The sequence below is a fragment of the Plantactinospora sp. WMMB782 genome, assembly GCF_049179135.1.
GTDB lineage: Bacteria > Actinomycetota > Actinomycetes > Mycobacteriales > Micromonosporaceae > Plantactinospora.
On record NZ_JBMHMC010000007.1, the window covers coordinates 7,689,449 to 7,707,046 of the forward strand.

Consider the following 17,598-nt stretch of genomic DNA (forward strand, 5'->3'; position numbering starts at 1 on the left):
CCGGTGATCAGGGCAGGCGGCGGAAGGCGGACAGGTCAGCCGTGCGACTTGCCACGCCCCCCTGCCCCGATCTTCTTGCGGGGCCGTACCGAGACCTCCACCGGGCTGCCGGCGAAGCCGAACTCCTCGCGGAGCTTGCGCTCGACGAAGCGCTGGTAGCCGGCGTCCAGCGGACCGGTGGTGAAGAGTACGAACCGGGGTGGGCAGGTACCAGCCTGGGTGGCGAAGAGCACCCGAGGCGCCCGGCCACCCCGCACCGGGTGCGGGGTGGCCTGCACCAGCGCGGTGAGCCACTGGTTGAGCTGCCCGGTCGGGATCCGGGTCTCCCAGCCGGCCAGGGCGGTGCGCAGTGCCGGGGCGAGCTTGTCCACCGCCCGCCCGGTCCTGGCCGAGACGTTGATCCGGATCGCCCACGGGATCCGGCGCAGCTCCCGCTCGATTTCCTTGTCCAGGTAGTAGCGGCGGTCCGCGTCGACCAGGTCCCACTTGTTGAAGGCGATCACCAGGGCCCGACCGGTCTCGATGACCGTGCTGAGGATCCGCTGGTCCTGCTCGCTGATCGGCTCGCTGGCGTCGAGTAGCACCACCGCCACCTCCGCCGCCTCGATAGCGGCGGCGGTACGCAGGCTCGCGTAGTACTCCGTACCGCTGGCCCTGCCGACCCGCTTTCGCAATCCGGCGGTGTCCACCAGCTGCCAGACCTCGCCACCGATTTCGACCAGGCTGTCCACCGGGTCGACGGTGGTACCCGCGACCGAGTCGACCACCGCCCGCTCCTCTTTGGCGAGCCGGTTGAGCAGGCTGGACTTGCCGACGTTCGGGCGGCCGACCAGGGCCACCCGGCGCGGGCCGCGCGGTCCCGCCTCGGTTACCGGCGGCGCGTCCGGCAGTGCCTCGAGGATCGCGTCGAGCAGGTCGCCGGAGCCCCGGCCGTGCAGTGCGGAGACGGGGCGCGGCTCGCCGAGTCCGAGCGACCACAACGAGGTCGCCTCGAGTTCCACCGCCGTGTTGTCGGCCTTGTTCGCCACCAGCAGCACCGGCTTGGCGCTGCGCCGGAGCATGCGTACGGCGGCCTCGTCGACGTCGGTCGCCCCGACGGTCGCGTCGACGACGAAGAGCACCACGTCGGCCGTGGCGACCGCGTTCTCGGCCTGGGCGGCGATCGCGCCGGCCCGGTCCTTCGCGTCCGGTTCCCAGCCTCCGGTGTCGACCACCGTGAACTGCCGCCCCGACCACTGCGCGTCGTAGGGAACCCGGTCCCGGGTCACCCCCGGGGTGTCCTCCACCACCGCCTGCCGCCGACCGATGATGCGGTTCACAAGTGTGGACTTGCCGACGTTGGGGCGTCCGACCACTGCCACCACAGGTACCGGTCCGGTCGGCTCGGCCTCCTCGTCCACGTCCGGTTCCCGCAGTTCGACCCAACCGTCCCCCGCGTTCACGCCGCCTCCTCAACCGTGCTGCCGCCAGGAAGAATCCCGGCCGCGTCGTCACGCAGGGCACGAACCCGAGCCGCCACCCCGCCGCCAACAGGCACACCGCTGCCGCCGCCCGCCAGCGCACCATCACCACCGCCCGCCAGCGCACCGCTGCCGCCGCCCGCTGACGCACCACCACCAACCGTCGGCGCACCGCCACCGCCGCCGCGGCCGGTCACTGCCCCGGCCGCCGCTCGGTGAGCAGGTCGTGCAGTCGCGCCACGACCTCGTCGACACCCAGCGCGGTGGTGTCCAGCACCACCGCGTCCGGTGCCTGCCGCAGCGGGTCGGTCGCCCGGCTGGAGTCGAGCCGGTCCCGGCGGGCCAGATCGACTGCGGTGGCGGCGACATCGGCGGCATTCTCTGTGCTGCGCCGCCGCGCCCGCGCCTCGGCCGACGCGGTCAGGTAGACCTTGAGGTCGGCGTCCGGCGCCACCACAGAGCCGATGTCCCGACCCTCGACCACGATCCGGCCGGCCGCCGCGATCATCTCGCGCTGCTGCCCGACGAGCAGTTCCCGTACGGCGGGCACGGCCGACACGGCGGAGACCGCAGCCGTCACCTCCGGGCCCCGGATGTCCCGGTCCACGGCTGTGCCGTCCGCGGTCACGCTCGGCGCCTCGGGGTCGACTCCGATCTTCAGCTCGGTCTCCCCCGCCACCTTGGCGACAGCCTCGGCGTCCTGCGGGTCGACCCCGGAGCGCAGCACCGCCCAGGTGACGGCTCGGTACATCGCCCCGGTGTCGAGGTAGCGTGCGCCGAGGATGGTTGCCAGTCGGCGGGAGACGGTGGACTTCCCCGAACCGGACGGCCCGTCCACGGCAACCACACATTGCCCGGTCCGTACCTTTTCCGCCACCATTCCTCCTTCACCGATCACCTGGGCGAAACGCCCCGGCACTGCCGAGTTCCGCGGGCGGCCGGCCGTGACGGCGCACCGCGTGTCGCTGTCCATCATGCCCCGTCCGCCGGACGGGCCCGCGCCCGACACCGGAGGCAGCGCACCCCCGCAACGGGCCCGAGCCACCCGGCCCGGGGCCGGGTCACTCCCCGCGGCCCGGAAGTCCCGGTTCCGCCGGCCGACCGGGAAATCCCAGATCCACCGCCTCAGCCCGGACCGAGCATCAGCCCCCGAGCGAGCAGCAGCCCCGACCGAGCATCAGCCCTGACCAGGATCAACCCTGACCAGGATCAGCCGCCGATCGCCTTGAACAGCGCGGCGATCTCGGCGTTCGTCAACTGGCGGTTGCGCCCGGGTCGCAGGTCGCCAAGTCGGATCGGCCCGATGGCGGTACGGATGAGCCGGGAGACCGGATGCCCCACCTCCGCCAACAGTCGTCGGACGATGTGCTTGCGCCCTTCGTGCAGGGTCAGTTCCACCTGGGCGGTACGCCCCAGCGTGTCCACCAGGCGGAACTCGTCCACCCGCGCCACCCCGTCCGACAGCTCCACGCCGGCCTTCAACCGCCGTCCGACATCGCGGCGCAACGGCCCGGCCACCTCGCAGAGATAGGTCTTCGGCACCCCGTACGACGGATGCATCAGCCGGTGCGCCAGCGTGCCGTCGTTGGTCAGCAGCAGCAGTCCCTCACTGTCGGCGTCGAGCCGCCCGACGTGGTAGACCCGCTCCTCCACCCGGCCCAGGAAGTCGGCCAGCGCGGTGCGGTCCTTCTCGTCCGCCATCGTGGAGACCACCCCACGCGGCTTGTTCATCGCCAGGTAGACCAGCCGGGTGTCGGTGACCAGCCGCTCGCCGTCGACGTAGATGACGGCGGTGGCCGGGTCGACCTTGTCGCCGAGCTGCGCGACCCGTCCGTCGACGGTGACCCGGCGCCGGAAGATCAGATCTTCGCAGGCGCGTCGGGAGCCGACGCCGGCCGCCGCGAGCACCTTCTGCAGGCGCTCCACGGCGGGGGCGTCGGGAGTGTCATCGCGGGGCATCGGCAATCTCTTCCACGTCGTCGGGCAGGAACGGGGCCAGCGGCGGGAGCTGGGTCACGGTGTCCAGCCCGAGTTTCTCCAGGAACAGCGTCGTCGTCCGGTACAGGAAGGCGCCGCTCTCCGGCTCGGTCCCGCACTCCTCCACCAACCCGCGAGTGACCAGGGTACGGATCACCCCGTCACAGTTGACACCCCGGATGGCCGAGATCCGCGACCGGGTCACCGGTTGCTTGTAGGCGACCACGGCGAGGGTTTCCAGTGCCGCCTGGGTCAGTCGGACGGACTGTCCGTCCAGCACGAACCGTTCGACGTAGGCGGCGTACTCCGGCCGGGTGTAGAGCCGCCAGCCGCCAGCCGCCCGGCGCAGCTCGAAGCCGTGCCCGGCCGTGGTGTAGTCGGCCGCCAACCGGTCCAACAGGGCCGCGATCCGCTCGGTCGGCTGCTCCAGTACCTGCGCCAGCACGATCTCGGTGACCGGTTCGTCCACCACCAGCAGGATGGCCTCCAGGGCGCCGCGCAGCTCGTCGTCGTCGATAAGCGCCAGCGCCGTGGCCCGCCGGCCGGCCCCGCCGGGCACCGGCACCGCCGCCGACGCACCGTCCGGACCCGTTCCGGCATCCTCGGGTACGCCCGCCGCCGCCTCCGGCGCCGGACCACGCTCGCCGCCCCCGTGCGCCAGTCCCGGCTCCTCGGCGCCCACCGGCTCCGCCGGCTCATCCGCCTCTTCGGCTCCGGCGGTCGCCACCGCCTCAGCCGACTCCACGGCGTCCGTCAGCCCGGCAACATCCCTCAGCTCGGCGCCGTCAGGCGACTCCGCCGCGCCAGTGGACTCGGAGGCCTCAGGGGACTCCGCCGTGTCCGTCGACTCGCCGCCGGTCCGGGGCGGCTGGGCCCCGGCCGGCCGCTCCCACGGCGGCACCCAGGCCGCCGCCTGCTCGGCCAGCGAGTCGGGCCGCCTTTCGCTGGTCACTCTGCTTCCTCCTGCGTCTCGTCCCCGACCGGCACCCCGGCCGACCCGGTCCCGCCGTCCTCCGGCACCGGAACCGCCAGCTCCGGGGCCGCCGCCTCCGCCGGTAACGGCGCCGCCTCCGAATCTGCCGCCGGGTCGGCCGGGTCGGTGGCCGGACGCTCCGGTGGTGCCGGCGCACCGGCGTACTCGTCGATGTCGAGTTCGGCGTCGCCGTCGGCGGGACCGGTCCACCGTACGGTGAGCTCCCCGAGCGCTTCCAGCTGGGCGAAGCCGACCAGTCCCTCCCGGTACAGCTCCAGCAGGGCCAGGAACCGGGCCACCACTTCGAGGGTCGACTCGCAGTCGGCGCAGAGCACCTCGAAGCTGGCTATACCGGCCTGCCGGAGCCGGTCGCGGAGCAGCGCGGCGTGTTCCCGGACACTCACCCGGACCATGTGCACGTGGTCGATGGAGACCACCGGGGCCTTCTTCGGGGTCATCGCCCGGACCGCCAGCGCGGCGAGCCGGTCCGGCCCGATCCCGAGCACCAGGTCCGGCAGCGCCTCGGCGTACCTCGGTTCCAGGGCGACGGCCCGGGGATAGCGGCGGGAGCCGACCGCCTCCAGTTCGAGGATGTGCCCGGCGGCTTCCTTGAACGCCTTGTACTGCAACAGCCGGGCGAAGAGCAGGTCCCGGGCCTCCAGCAGGGCCAGGTCCTCCTCGTCCTCCACCTGGGCTGCCGGCAGCAGCCGGGCGGCCTTGAGGTCCAGCAGGGTCGCCGCGACCACCAGGAACTCGCTCGCCTCGTCCAGGTCCCAGTCGTCCCCCATCGCCCGGATGTACGCGATGAACTCGTCGGTGACCCGGTGCAGGGCGACCTCGGTCACGTCGAGCTTGTGCTTGCCGATGAGCTGCAACAGCAGGTCGAACGGACCGGTGAAGTTCGCCAGCCGTACGGTGAAGCCGCCGGCCGCCTCCGCGTCGCCCTCGCCCGGCCCCGCGTCGCCCTCGCCCGACAGCCCGCTACCCTCGCCCGACGGCCCGGCGCCCTCACCTCGCGGCGTCTCGGCAAGCACCTGATCACCCATCGGCTCGTCCTCGGCCGGCTGCTGGTCGGCTGCGCGGGCAGGTCGCGGGTCCGGCGCGGCCGGGGAGGTGGGCGGGGAACTCACCCGACGACCGTAGTCCACCGGTTCCGGACCGTCAGCCGTCAGCGTCGCCCCGGTACCGTCACTCACCCGATGATCCTCGACACGGCGGGCACCGGTCCGGGCCCGGACAGACGAAACGGGCGGTCACGGCAAGCGCGGGCCGAAACCGCCCAGCTGGCTACCGCTCGGCCTGCGCGGCGATCACCTCTCGGGCGAGCTGGCGGTAGTTGCGGGCTCCGGAGGAGGCCGGGTCGAGCGTGGTGATCGGTGCCCCGGCGACCGTGGACTCGGGGAACTTGACCGTCTTGGTGATGACGGTCTGGTAGACCTTGTCGCCGAACGCCTCCACCACCCGTTGCAGCACCTGACGGCAGTGCGTGGTGCGGCTGTCGTACATGGTGGCGAGGATGCCTTCCAACTCCAGGTCGAAGTTGAGCCGCTCGCGCACCTTGTCGATGGTGTCCAGCAGCAGCGCGACCCCGCGCAGGCTGAAGAACTCGCACTCCAGCGGGATCAGCACGCCGTCCGCCACGGTGAGGGCGTTGATCGCGAGCAGCCCGAGCGAGGGCTGGCAGTCGATCAGGACGTAGTCGTACTCCTTGCGGATCGACTTCAGCACCCGGGCCAGCGCCATCTCCCGGGCGACCTCGTTCACCAGCTGGATCTCGGCGGCCGAGAGGTCGATGTTCGCCGGCAGCAGGTGCAGACCGGCGACGTCCGTCTTGATCAGCACGTCCTCGGCGGTGACGTCGTCCTGCATCAGCAGGTTGTAGACGGAGAGGTCGAGGTTGTGCGGGTTGACGCCCAGCCCGACCGAGAGCGCCCCCTGCGGGTCGAAGTCGACCAGCAGCACGCGGCGGCCGTATTCGGCAAGCGCGGCGCCGAGGTTGATGGTCGTGGTGGTCTTGCCCACCCCGCCCTTCTGGTTGGCCATCGCGATGATCCGGGCGGGCCCGTGCTGGTCGGTGGGCATCGGTTCCGGGATCGGCTTGCGCATCGTGTACGCGGCCGGGTCGGCCGGACCCAGCTCGGCACCGAGGTCCAGGGCGGACTGCTGCTCGCGCAGGGTCGAGGTCCACGCCTCGGCACGGTCGCCGTTTCCAGCCATGTCCTCGTACGCCCCCTCCCGACGACTGCCCGGCGTCGGAGCCGAACGGTGTCCTGTGCGGCGCCGCCGCGAACCTCGATTGCCGCCTCCCGAGGCCGCGCCAGAACCCGACTCTACGCCACGTCGCAGCACCGTAGTGGGCACCGTCTCGGCGTGTCGAGCCGGCCGCCGACCGGCGCGGGCCGACCGGAATCGACCCGCCGCCCGACAGTACCCCGCCGGTGGCGGGACCGGGATCGGCCGGTCAGCCGCGGGCTCGCGGATGTGCGGTGGCGTACACCTCGCGGAGCCGGTCCACGGTGACCAACGTGTACACCTGGGTGGTGGTCACCGAGGCGTGCCCGAGCAGCTCCTGCACCACGCGTACGTCGGCACCGCCGTCGAGCAGGTGGGTGGCGTACGAGTGCCGCAGGGTGTGCGGGGAGACCGCCCGCGGCCCCTGCACCGGCAGTCCGGCCCGGCCGGCGGCCCGGCGCAGGATCGTCCAGGCGCTCTGCCTCGACAGCGGACCGCCCCGGGCGTTGAGGAAGACGGTCGGCCCACCCCGGCCGGCGGCGGCCAGCGTCGGCCGGGCCCGGACCAGGTAGGCCCGCACCGCCTCGGCGGCGTATCCGCCGACCGGCACGAGCCGGCTCCGGCCGCCCTTGCCGTGCAGCAGCACCGAGCCGTCGGTCAGGTCGAGGTCGTCGACGGCCGCGCCGACCGCCTCGGAGATCCGCGCGCCGGTGCTGTAGAGGAACTCCAGCAGGGCCCGGTCGCGCAGCGCCAGCTCGGCACCGGGACCGGTCGCGTCGACCGCTCCGGCGCACTCCAGCAGCCGCACCACCTCGGTGACGTCCAGCGCCCGGGGCAGCCGCCGGGGCGGGGCCGGCGGGCGTACCTCCCGGCTCGCGTCCTGGCCGACCAGGCCCTCCCGGACCGCGAACCGGTGCAGCCCGCGCACCGCGCTGGCGGCCCGGGCCGCCGAGGCCGCCGCCAGCGGCGGGTGCCCGTCCGCGCCGGCCCGCAGCCGGGTCACGTGCGCGGCGATCTCGGCCGGCCCGACCGCCGCCAGCTCCTCGACGCCGCTTTCGGCAAGCGTCGCCAGATAGCGTTCCAGATCCCGGCGGTACGAGCTGAGCGTGTTCGCCGACAGTCCGCGTTCGACGGTCAGGTGGTCGAGGTAGCCGCGTACGGCACGCCGCAGCGCCGGCGACGGTTCGGGCCCGTCACCGGCCGCTGCGGGGCGGCTCATCCGAGGACGTCCGCCAGCGGCAGGACGCCCATCCCGTGCGCCTCGGCGACCGGGCCGTAGGTGACCTGCCCGGCGTGGGTGTTCAGCCCGAGCGCCAGGGCCGGGTCGCGGCGCAGCGCCTCCCGCCAGCCCTGGTTGGCCAGTTCCAGGGCGTACGGCAGGGTGACGTTCGTCAGCGCGTACGTGCTGGTGTGCGGCACCGCACCCGGCATGTTCGCCACGCAGTAGAACAGCGAGTTGTGCACCGGGTAGACCGGGTCGTCGTGCGTGGTGGGCCGGGAGTCCTCGAAGCAGCCGCCCTGGTCGATCGAGATGTCCACGAGTACGCTGCCGGGCTTCATCCGGGAGACCAGCTCGTTGCTGATCAGCGTCGGCGCCTTGGCACCCGGCACCAGCACGGCACCGATCACCAGGTCGGCGTCGAGGACGGCGCGCTCGATCTCGTAGGTGTTCGAGGCGACGGTCTGCAGGTGGCCCCGGTAGATGGCGTCGGCCTGGCGGAGCTGGCCGACCGCCCGGTCCAGCAGCAGCACCTCGGCCTGCAGGCCGAGTGCGATCGCGGCGGCGTTCCGGCCGGAGACCCCGGCGCCGATCACCACGGTCTTGGCCGCGTACACCCCGGAGACGCCGCCCATCAGCACCCCGCGCCCGCCACCGGAACGCATCAGGTGGTACGCCCCCACCTGCGGGGCGAGCCGGCCGGCGACCTCGGACATCGGGGCGAGCAGCGGCAGCGACCGGTCGGGCAGTTCCACCGTCTCGTAGGCGATCCCGGTCACCTTCCGGTCCAGCAGCGCGTCCGTGCACTCCTTGGAGGCGGCCAGGTGCAGGTAGGTGAAGAGCACCTGCCCCTCGCGCATCCGGTGGTACTCCTCGGCGATCGGCTCCTTGACCTTGAGCACCAGTTCGGCGACGCCCCACACCTCGTCGGCGTCGCCGGCAATCGTGGCCCCGGCGGCGGCGAACTCGGCGTCGGTGATCGACGACCCGGCTCCGGCGCCGCTCTGCACGTACACCTCGTGGCCGGCACGGACGAACTCGTGCACCCCGGCCGGGGTGATGGCGACCCGGTACTCGCGGTTCTTGACCTCGCGCGGAATTCCGACCTTCACGATCCGACACCTCTCTCCGGGGTGTTCCGGCCCCCGGCCGCGCGACGCGCGGCGGCTCCGTTGCCGCCGCGGTCCTCCGTCCCGCCCGCGGAAGTCTAGGGCCGCGGACCGGCGCCGGCAGCCAGCATTGTGACAGCGGGTAACCGGCAACCTTGACGGTATGTCAGCCCCGCCCGCCCCACCAACCAGGCGCCCCCACCGAGTTGGAAGGAGGGAGCCCTTCTTGTACGAAACCGATGAGCAGGGCCCTTCCTTGCACCGGCGGCGTCAGGGCAGTGGTGAGTCGGCGGGGCGGAGGCCCGCCCAGCCCCGGTCCCGGGAACGGGCGGCCGCGAGCACCCCGGCGACGCAGGCCACGTTGGTGATCTCACCCGCCAACACCATCGAGACCGCCTCGTCCAGCTCCACCCGGACCACCTCCAGGTCTGCCTCCTCGTCCCGGCGCTGGTGCCGCCGCTCCGGCGGCACCTCGGTCAGGTCCCGGGCCAGGAAGATCCGGATCAGCTCGTCCGAGTACCCGGGTGAGGTGTGCACGTCCACCAGCAGGTCGATCCGGTCCGCGACGAGATCCGCCTCCTCGGCCAGCTCCCGCAGCGCACCCGCCGGTAGCGCCTCCCCGGGCACGTCGGTCAGCCCGGCGGGCAGCTCCCAGATGACCCGGCGCAGCGGGTGCCGGTACTGCCGGATCAGCACCGCCCGGCCCCGGTCGTCCAGGGCGAGCACCCCGACCGCCCCGGTGTGCCGTACGTAGTCCCGGGGCACCACCCGACCGCCCGGCATCGCCACCTGGTCGGTGACCACCGAGAAGACCTTGCCCCGGAACCGTTCCCGGCGGTCGCGTACCTCGTAGCCCTGCCCGTCGGTCCGGCCGTTCACGCCCACACCGCCGCCCCTCGCCGGTGCCGTTCCGCGGCCCGTCGAAGTCCGGCTGCTTCCCGCCCGGTCGCGCTGCCGGTCGTCACGACGGGGAGCTCGCCCGCGCCGACCGGACCGATCCGTTGCGTGCGGCGGCGTCCGCCGGCCCGGTGAGATCCGCCAGCTCCGGCTGGTCCCCGGCCGGCCGGCCGGCGGCGCCCTCGGCACCCGCCGCGTCCCGGACGCCCGAGCCGCCGGTCCCGGTGGCCGCCACCGGCGCCAGCTCCACCGGCAACTGGTCCGCCGACGAGTACGCGACGACCGCGCCGACGAAGGCGGCGAAGAGCGGATGCGGCCGGGTCGGCCGGCTCTTCAGCTCCGGGTGCGCCTGGGTGGCCACGAAGAACGGGTGCAGCGAGCGGTCCAGTTCGACGAACTCGACCAGCCGGCCGTCCGGAGAGGTGCCGGAGATGTGCAGGCCCGCCTTGGTGAGCGCGTCCCGGTAGGCGTTGTTCACCTCGTACCGGTGCCGGTGCCGCTCGCTGACCTCGGTGTCCCCGTACGCCTGCGCCACAAGCGAGCCCTCGGTCAGCCGGGCCGGGTACGCCCCCAGCCGCATGGTGCCGCCCAGGTCGCCCCGGCCGGCGACGATGTCCTCCTGGTCGGCCATGGTGGCGATCACCGGATGCCGGGCCTCGTCGTCGAACTCCAGCGAGTTGGCGCCCTCCAGCCCGGCCAGGTGCCGGGCCACCTCGATGGTCATGCACTGCAGGCCGAGGCAGAGGCCGAGGATCGGGATGCCGTTCTCCCGGGCGTACCGGGTAGCGCCGATCTTGCCCTCGATGCCGCGTACCCCGAAGCCGCCGGGGATGACGATGCCGTCGACCCCGGCCAGCGCGGCCGCCGCCCCTGAGGCGGTGACGCACTCGTCGCTCGGCACCCAGTGCAGCTCGACCCGGGCCCGGTGGCCGAAGCCGGCGGCCCGGATCGCCTCGCTCACCGAGAGGTAGGCGTCGGGCAGGTCGACGTACTTGCCGACCAGCGCGACCCGGACGGTGTGGTGCGGATGGTGCACCCGCTCCAGCAGGTCGTCCCAGCGCTGCCAGTCGACGTCCCGGAACGACAGCCCGAGCCGGCGCACCACGTAGGCGTCCAGGCCCTCCCGGTGCAGCACCTTCGGGATGTCGTAGATGCTCGGCGCGTCCGGTGCGGCGATCACCGCCTCCCGGTCGACGTCGCAGTAGAGCGACAGCTTGTGCTTGAGCTTGTCCGGGATCTCCCGGTCGGATCGGCAGACGATGGCGTCCGGCTGGATGCCGATGTTGCGCAGTTGGGCCACCGAGTGCTGGGTCGGCTTGGTCTTCAGCTCCCCCGACGGCGCCAGGTACGGCACCAGCGAGACGTGCAGGTAGAAGCAGTTGTCCCGGCCGAGATCGTGCCGGACCTGCCGGATCGCCTCCAGGAACGGCAGCGACTCGATGTCGCCGACCGTGCCGCCGACCTCGGTGATCACCACGTCCGGGGTACGGCCGTCCTCGTCCGGGTCGGCCATGGTGAGGATCCGGGCCTTGATCTCGTTCGTGATGTGCGGGATCACCTGCACGGTGTCTCCGAGGTACTCCCCCCGGCGCTCCTTGGCGATCACCTCGGAGTAGATCTGGCCGGTGGTGACGTTCGCCTTGCCGTCCAGCGCCCGGTCGAGGAACCGCTCGTAGTGCCCGACGTCGAGGTCGGTCTCGGCGCCGTCGTCGGTGACGAAGACCTCACCGTGCTGGAACGGGTTCATGGTGCCGGGGTCGACGTTCAGGTAGGGGTCGAGCTTCTGCATCACGACCCGAAGGCCCCGCGCCGTGAGGAGGTTTCCGAGGCTGGAGGCGGTCAGGCCCTTACCGAGTGAGGAGGCAACCCCACCGGTGACGAAAATATGCCTGGTCGTCCGTACTGAAGGGGCCAAGGCCTGCTCCCGTGGTCGTCTGTCGCGGTCATGCGAACCGGTGTGGGACCGTTGAAATGATCCACGCGATCCACGGGATTCCACGGTAACACCAACCCCGGCCGGCCTGCCGGGGGCACCCGCTTCCGGCGCCGGCCAGCGCCGGTCAGCCGGCTGTCACCCCGGCCGACGGCTGCGCCGGCCCGGACTCGGAGCCGCTGGACGCCCGCCCGGCGGTGCTGCCGTTCGCGCCCGCCCCGACCCCGGGTCCCGGCCCGGCCACCTCGGCTGCCGCCTCGTCGCTCCGGGTTCCCGGCTCACCGTCCCGGGCTGCCGGCTCACCGTCCCGGGCTGCCGGCTCACCCTCCGGGACCGCCGGCCCGCCGTCCCGGACCGCCGGCTCACCCTCCGGGACCGCCGGCCCGCCGACGTGGGCGAGCGGGACCGCCCGCACGCTCGGCCGGGCCGGGTCCGCCGGGTCGTCCGGGCCGGGGCCGCCGGCCGGCATGGTCCGGTCGGTGGCGTGGTCGAGCACCCGCAACGCGGCCAGGGCGGCCATCGGCACGGTGAGCGCCGCCGCCGCACCCGCGACGTTGAGGGCGGACCCGCCGAGCAGGCCGGCGAGCACCGTCGCGACCGGGATACCTGCCATTCCCGCCCGGATGGCGGGATAGATCCCGAACAGCCGCTTGAGCCCACCCCAGGTACGGAGCAGGGCGAACCACACCAGCACCGCACCGACGATCGCGATGACCGTCAGCGGGCTGCCGGCCAGGGCTGCCAGGTTCGCCGCCCCGGAGCGGTGCACGGTCAACCCGCTGGTGCCGTCGCCGATGGCGGTGAGGAACCGGCCCAGACTGCCCCGCTGGTCGAGCGGTTGCCGCAGGTCCATCAGGACGAACCCGATGGTCACCGCCAGGCCGGCGATACCGGCCCAGGCGAACCGGCCGAGGGTGAGCCAGCCGCCGGTGCTGGTCGCGGCGGCGATGCTGACCCCGGCGGCGAGGGCCACCGCGCCGACCGCGTCGGCCCCCAGGTAGGGGCTGCCGACCACGATCACCCCGAGTACGCCGACCAGCACCATCACCGCCGGCCGCCGGCTGCGGCGTACCCGTTGGGCCAGCCAGGCGGCCGAGAGCAGGGTGCCGGCGATGAAGACCCCGAGCCCGACGACGCCGAGCCCGGCGTACCGACCGCCCTCCAGGGCCGAATACCCGGTCACCCCGTTGAGCTGCAACCGTGCCCCGGTGACCACGTCGGCGCCGACGGCCAGCGCGGCCAGCGCGGCCACGCTGCCCAGCGGCCAGAGCGTGCGCTGGTACGCCCGGGCGAGTCGCACCGCGGCGGTGGCCAGGCCGAGCACCACCGCCGTGACCAGCCCGAAGTACACCCCGGCGTGGGCGCCCCGCCACCACGGAACGGCATCCGCGACAAGCGCGGCGGGGATCGCCAGGGCGGCGGCGATCAGCAGCACCTCGACCGTCGCGACCACCCGCCGGGGTGCCGGGGCCGGTCCGTTCGGTCCGGCGTCGCGGCGGGCCCGGCGCAACAGCGGCAGCACGGCCAGCGCGAGCAGGCACTGGAGCCCGGCCAGCAGCAGGAAGAACCAGCTGGCGACCCGCTGCTGGACCCGGGCTTCGCGGTCGGCGTCGGCGGGCGCCGCGATCGCCGCGGGCAGGTCGGCCGGCCGGCCCGCCACCACCGCCGCCGGCTGGCCGATGAAGAGCCGTTCGGGCGTGGGCCGGCCCAGCGCCGCCAGCGCCGTCGGTGCCAGGTCGACGAGTTGCAGGTAGCCGTTCCGGCCGGTGCTGCTTGAGGTCAGCCAGCCGCGTCCCCAGCCCGGCCCGTCGGCCACCGCGACGTGCAGCCGGGACGACCGGTCGGTGTCGGCGACACCGGCCACCATCACCAGGGACCGTTCGGGGCGGGCCGCCAGCACCCGGGCGAGTACGGCGTCGGCGCGCCGGGCCGCGGCCGCCCGTACGGCGGGGTCGTCACCGCTCACGGTGCCGAGGTCGACGATGCTGAGTACGCAGGAGGCGAGCAGTTCGGTCGGATCGTCCGGCAGCTCCGGCGCGTACCTGTCGACCCGGCCGAACGGTCGTGCCGCGGCGACCGCGGCGCCCGGACCGACCGCCACGGTGCAGCGGACCGATTCGGCCAGCGCCCCCGGCATGGTGCCCCAGCGCAGCCGGTCCTGGTTGTGGGTCACCGTCGTCCGCTGGTCGGGCAGGTTGGCGCTGATCCGGTCCGGCCGCTCCACGGTGACGTCCAGTTCCGGGCACCGCTCGCCGACGGTGGCACCGTCCCAGGCGGCGAAGTTGCCGGCGCCGAGGGTCTGCCAGCCGTCGACCGGGCAGGTCGGCTGCCGGGCCGAACGCACCGACAGCGAGCCGATGGCACCGCGTTCGGCCATCCGCCACAGCGTCGGGGTGTTCTTCGGGTCGACGTCGTCCCAGCGCAGCCCCGGCACCCCGGCCAGCACCACGTAGTCGGCGGTCTGTGCCGGCGTCCGGGCTTCCGGCCGGACGACGAGCGCGGCGACGCCGAGCGCCACCACGGCGGCGGTCAGCAACACGGGCACCAGCCGGCGCAGCATCAGCCTCGCCCCGCCGACGAGCCGGTCTCCCGGCCGGTCGAGGGCGGCGGGCCGCCACCGGTCCGGTCGGCTTCTTCCGCGACCGCGCCGGGACCGGCCGGTCGCGCGACGGCGGGATCCGCCACCGGATCCGCCGGTCGGGGCGGATCGGAGCGCAGCGCGCCGAGTTCGGTGTAGAGGGCGGCGACGGCGGCGACGGTCTCCTCCTCGGTCGGCCACTGCGCTGCCCGGATGGTGGCCTGCCGGGCCAGTTCGGCCCGCCGGGCGGGATCGTCGAGCAGCCCCCGGACCGCCTCGTCCAGCGCGCCCACGTCACCGGGCCGGACCAGTACGGCCGCCTCGCCGACCAGCTCCGGCACCCCGCCGACGGCGGTCGCCACCAGCGGCAAACCGGCCCGCAGCGCCTCCTGGGCGAAGAGTTGCCTCGCCTCCCAGTCGCTGCTGACCACGGCCAGGTCGGCTCCGGCCAGCAGGTCGGGCACGTCGGTACGGTGCCCGAGCAGGGTCACCGGGGCCCGGGCGGCCGAGATGCGGGCCGCCAGTTGCAGGTAGCTCGGGCCGCTCCCGGCGATCACCACGGCCGGCGGCGGCAACAGGTCACGCCACCGGGCGGCGGCGTCGACCAGGATGTCGTACCGCTTCTGCGGGTGCAGCCGACCGACGGAGAGCACCAGCGGCTGCTCCGGGGCGACGCCGAACTCGGCCCGGACCGCCGACCGGCTGCGCCGGGGCTCCGGCAGGGTGGGCGCGGCGACCGGGGCGAGCCGGGCGTCCCGGGCGCCGAGCGCGGCGGCCCGTTCGACGAGGTCGGCGGAGGCGCCGAGGGTGATCCGGGCGCGCCGGGCGACGATCCGCTCGACCAGCCGGGAGAGCCGTCCGCGCAGCCCACCGGCGAGTACCGCGTTGTGCCAGGTGACCACGACCGGGGCCGCCGGACGGGCGAGCACCGCCACCAGGCCGGCGCGCAGGCCGTGCGCGTGCACCACGTCGACAGGTGCGGCCAGTGCCCGGCGCAGCGCGGTGACCGCCCGCACGTCGGCCGGGGTGGGGCTGGCCGGAATCTCCACCGGTACGAACCGGGCACCGGCGGCGGTGAAGTCGAACTGCTCCTGGGTCGCGGCCGGACCGCAGACGGTGACCGCCATGCCGGCGTCGGCCAGTCCCCGGGCGAGCGACCTGACGTGTTGTCCGACGCCGCCGGTGCTGGAGGCGAGCACCAGGGCCACGGCACCGCCCCGGTCTTCCGGTCGAGCCGCCGCACCCCGCTCGCTCACCGTGACACCCGTTCCTTCCCGTCGTCCTCGCCCGGGTCGACCGCGTCCGGCCGGTCCCGGCGATCCGCCTTCGTCCCGTCGTCCCCGCCGGGGTCGACCGCGTCCGGCCGGTCCCGGCGATCCGCCTTCGTCCCGTCGTCCCCGCCGGGGTCGACCACGTCCGGCCGGTCCCGGCGATCCGTCTCCGTCCCGTCGTCCCCGCCGGGGTCGACCACGTCCGGCCGGTCCCGGCGATCCGTCTCCGTCCCGTCGTCCCCGCCGGGGTCGACCACGTCCGGCCGGTCCCGGCGATCCGTCTCCGTCGCGTCGGGCCGCCGTGCCGTCGTCGTCCCGCCCCGGCGGGCCAGTGCCAGCAGGCCGCGCAACCGTCGGCGCAGCATCGCCAGCAGCGGCCGGACGTCGTGCCGGTCCAGCGGATAGCTGACCGCGACGAAAGCCGCGCCTACGGCGACTCCGGACAGCATGCCCTGCACGAGTGCGTCGACTCGCGCCGGGGTACCACCCCCGAGGCCCGGCAGCCGGTGTGCGCACACCGCGCCGAGCGTCGCGGCGACCGCGCCGGCCAGCAGTCCGACAAGTGCCGACCGGGAGACTCCGGTCAACGCGGCCGGGCCGGCGCTGCGCCGGACCGCGACGACCAGCAGCACTCCCAGCACCAGCATGCCGACCGAGTTCGCCACCGCGACCGCGAACACCCGATAGTCCACCGGGAAGGCGGCGGAGAACCCGACCGCGGCGGCCGGCACGACGAGCCAGCCGACCAGGGTGGCGGCGGCCGCCGGCCGGGTGGCGCCGCGCGCGTAGAGGGCGCGGGTGAGCACCGCGAAGAGCCCGTAACCGAGCAGGCCCGGTGCGAAGCCGGCCACGGCGGCGACCTCCGCCGGGCCGCTTCCCGGCCAGAAGAACCGGGCCACCGGGCCGGCGGTGCCGACCAGGGCTGCGGCGCCGAGGCAACTGAACAGCAGCACCCGGCGGGCGGTCGGGGCGAGCGTCGCCCGGTACTCCGCCTCGTCCCCGCCCGCGTGCGCGGCGGCCAGGTTCGGGTACGCCGCGACCGCGAGCGGAACGGCGAGTACCGCCCAGGGCAGCAGGTAGACCGTCTGGGCGAGGTTGAACACCACCTCGGCACCGGTCGGCCCGCCGCTGAGCTGACGCAGGCTGACCACCAGGGCGACCTGCTGGCCGAGGACGGTCACCGCGCCGGCCAGCGCCAGCCCGCCGACCCGGTCCCGGGCGTCGGCGGCGAACCCGTAGCCGAACCGGGGCCGCAGGCCCAACCGGCGCAGCGGGACCAGCAGCGACAGCGAGAGCACCACCACCCCGAGGGTGGTGCCGGCGGAGAGGATCAGCTCGCCGGTCCGGCCGACCCGGGCGATGCTCGGGTGCACCCCCTCGACCGCCGCGAACGCCAGGTAGACACCGATCACGGTCACGCTGGAGAGCAGCGGTGCGATCACCGGCCAGGCGAACCGCCGGTAGGACTGGAGCACCCCGGTCAGCACGATGCCGATGCCGTAGAGCGGCAGTTGCGGGGCGAAGACCCGGAGCATCCGCGCGCCGGCCTCGACCTCGGCCGGGCCGCGCTGGTCGGAGATCAGCCCGACGATCGGTTCGGCCAGCAGTGCCACGACGACCGCCAGTGGCACCAGCAGGCTCACCGTCCAGGTCAGCAGCGCCCCGGTGGTAGCGGCCACCGCCGCCCGGTCACCGGCCGCGACCGCACCGGCCAGCAGCGGTACGACGAGACTCGCCAACGCCCCACCGGCGACGATCTCGAAGACGATGTTCGGGACGCTGTTCGCCACCACGTACATGCCGCCGAGGTCGCTGCCGTCTCCCATCAACCAGGTGAAGACGGCGGTACGCCCGAACCCGGCCAGTCGACTGGCCACGGTGAGTACGGCGATCAGCGCGGCGGCGCCGGCCACCCGCCCGGCGCCGACCAGGGGTGCCGGCCTGCCCAC

General features: G+C 74.1%; 10 protein-coding genes and 3 pseudogenes. All 13 read right to left on the reverse strand.

Features of this window, described 5'->3' with window-relative positions:
* Positions 1-35 precede the first annotated feature (35 nt).
* Positions 36-1,442, reverse strand: coding sequence for a ribosome biogenesis GTPase Der (der, locus tag ACN28A_RS36275; RefSeq protein ID WP_421403294.1), 1,407 nt, complete (start codon positions 1,440-1,442; stop codon positions 36-38).
* Positions 1,443-1,653: 211 nt separating this feature from the next.
* Entirely contained in the window at positions 1,654-2,337 is a 684-nt protein-coding gene (cmk, locus tag ACN28A_RS36280; protein WP_421403296.1) for a (d)CMP kinase, read from the reverse strand.
* A gap of 332 nt (positions 2,338-2,669) precedes the next feature.
* Positions 2,670-3,419, reverse strand: coding sequence for a pseudouridine synthase (locus tag ACN28A_RS36285; RefSeq protein WP_421403298.1), 750 nt, complete (start codon positions 3,417-3,419; stop codon positions 2,670-2,672).
* On the reverse strand, positions 3,406-4,389 hold the full coding sequence (gene scpB, locus ACN28A_RS36290) for an SMC-Scp complex subunit ScpB (protein ID WP_421403300.1): 984 nt from the start codon (positions 4,387-4,389) through the stop codon (positions 3,406-3,408). The genes ACN28A_RS36285 and scpB overlap by 14 nt, the downstream gene beginning before the upstream one ends.
* The gene (locus ACN28A_RS36295; RefSeq protein ID WP_421404832.1) at positions 4,386-5,456 is read right to left on the reverse strand and encodes a segregation and condensation protein A; all 1,071 of its coding nucleotides are present in this window, start codon (positions 5,454-5,456) and stop codon (positions 4,386-4,388) included. The genes scpB and ACN28A_RS36295 overlap by 4 nt, the downstream gene beginning before the upstream one ends.
* Before the next feature lie 241 nt (positions 5,457-5,697).
* On the reverse strand, positions 5,698-6,627 hold the full coding sequence (locus ACN28A_RS36300; protein WP_421403302.1) for a ParA family protein: 930 nt from the start codon (positions 6,625-6,627) through the stop codon (positions 5,698-5,700).
* Positions 6,628-6,871: 244 nt separating this feature from the next.
* Positions 6,872-7,861, reverse strand: coding sequence for a site-specific tyrosine recombinase XerD (locus ACN28A_RS36305; RefSeq protein ID WP_421403304.1), 990 nt, complete (start codon positions 7,859-7,861; stop codon positions 6,872-6,874).
* Entirely contained in the window at positions 7,858-8,973 is a 1,116-nt protein-coding gene (ald, locus tag ACN28A_RS36310; protein ID WP_421403306.1) for an alanine dehydrogenase, read from the reverse strand. The genes ACN28A_RS36305 and ald overlap by 4 nt, the downstream gene beginning before the upstream one ends.
* A gap of 267 nt (positions 8,974-9,240) precedes the next feature.
* On the reverse strand, positions 9,241-9,849 hold the full coding sequence (locus ACN28A_RS36315) for an NUDIX domain-containing protein (RefSeq protein ID WP_421403308.1): 609 nt from the start codon (positions 9,847-9,849) through the stop codon (positions 9,241-9,243).
* Positions 9,850-10,051: 202 nt separating this feature from the next.
* Positions 10,052-11,782 (reverse strand): annotated as a pseudogene (locus tag ACN28A_RS36320) (CTP synthase); the annotation flags it as partial.
* Between the two features lie 145 nt (positions 11,783-11,927).
* Positions 11,928-14,360, reverse strand: a complete 2,433-nt coding sequence (locus tag ACN28A_RS36325; RefSeq protein WP_421403309.1) for a hypothetical protein — start codon at positions 14,358-14,360, stop codon at positions 11,928-11,930.
* Between the two features lie 110 nt (positions 14,361-14,470).
* Positions 14,471-15,634, reverse strand: a pseudogene (locus tag ACN28A_RS36330) (glycosyltransferase family 4 protein); the annotation flags it as partial.
* A 227-nt stretch (positions 15,635-15,861) separates the two neighbouring features.
* Positions 15,862-17,598, reverse strand: a pseudogene (murJ, locus tag ACN28A_RS36335) (murein biosynthesis integral membrane protein MurJ); the annotation flags it as partial.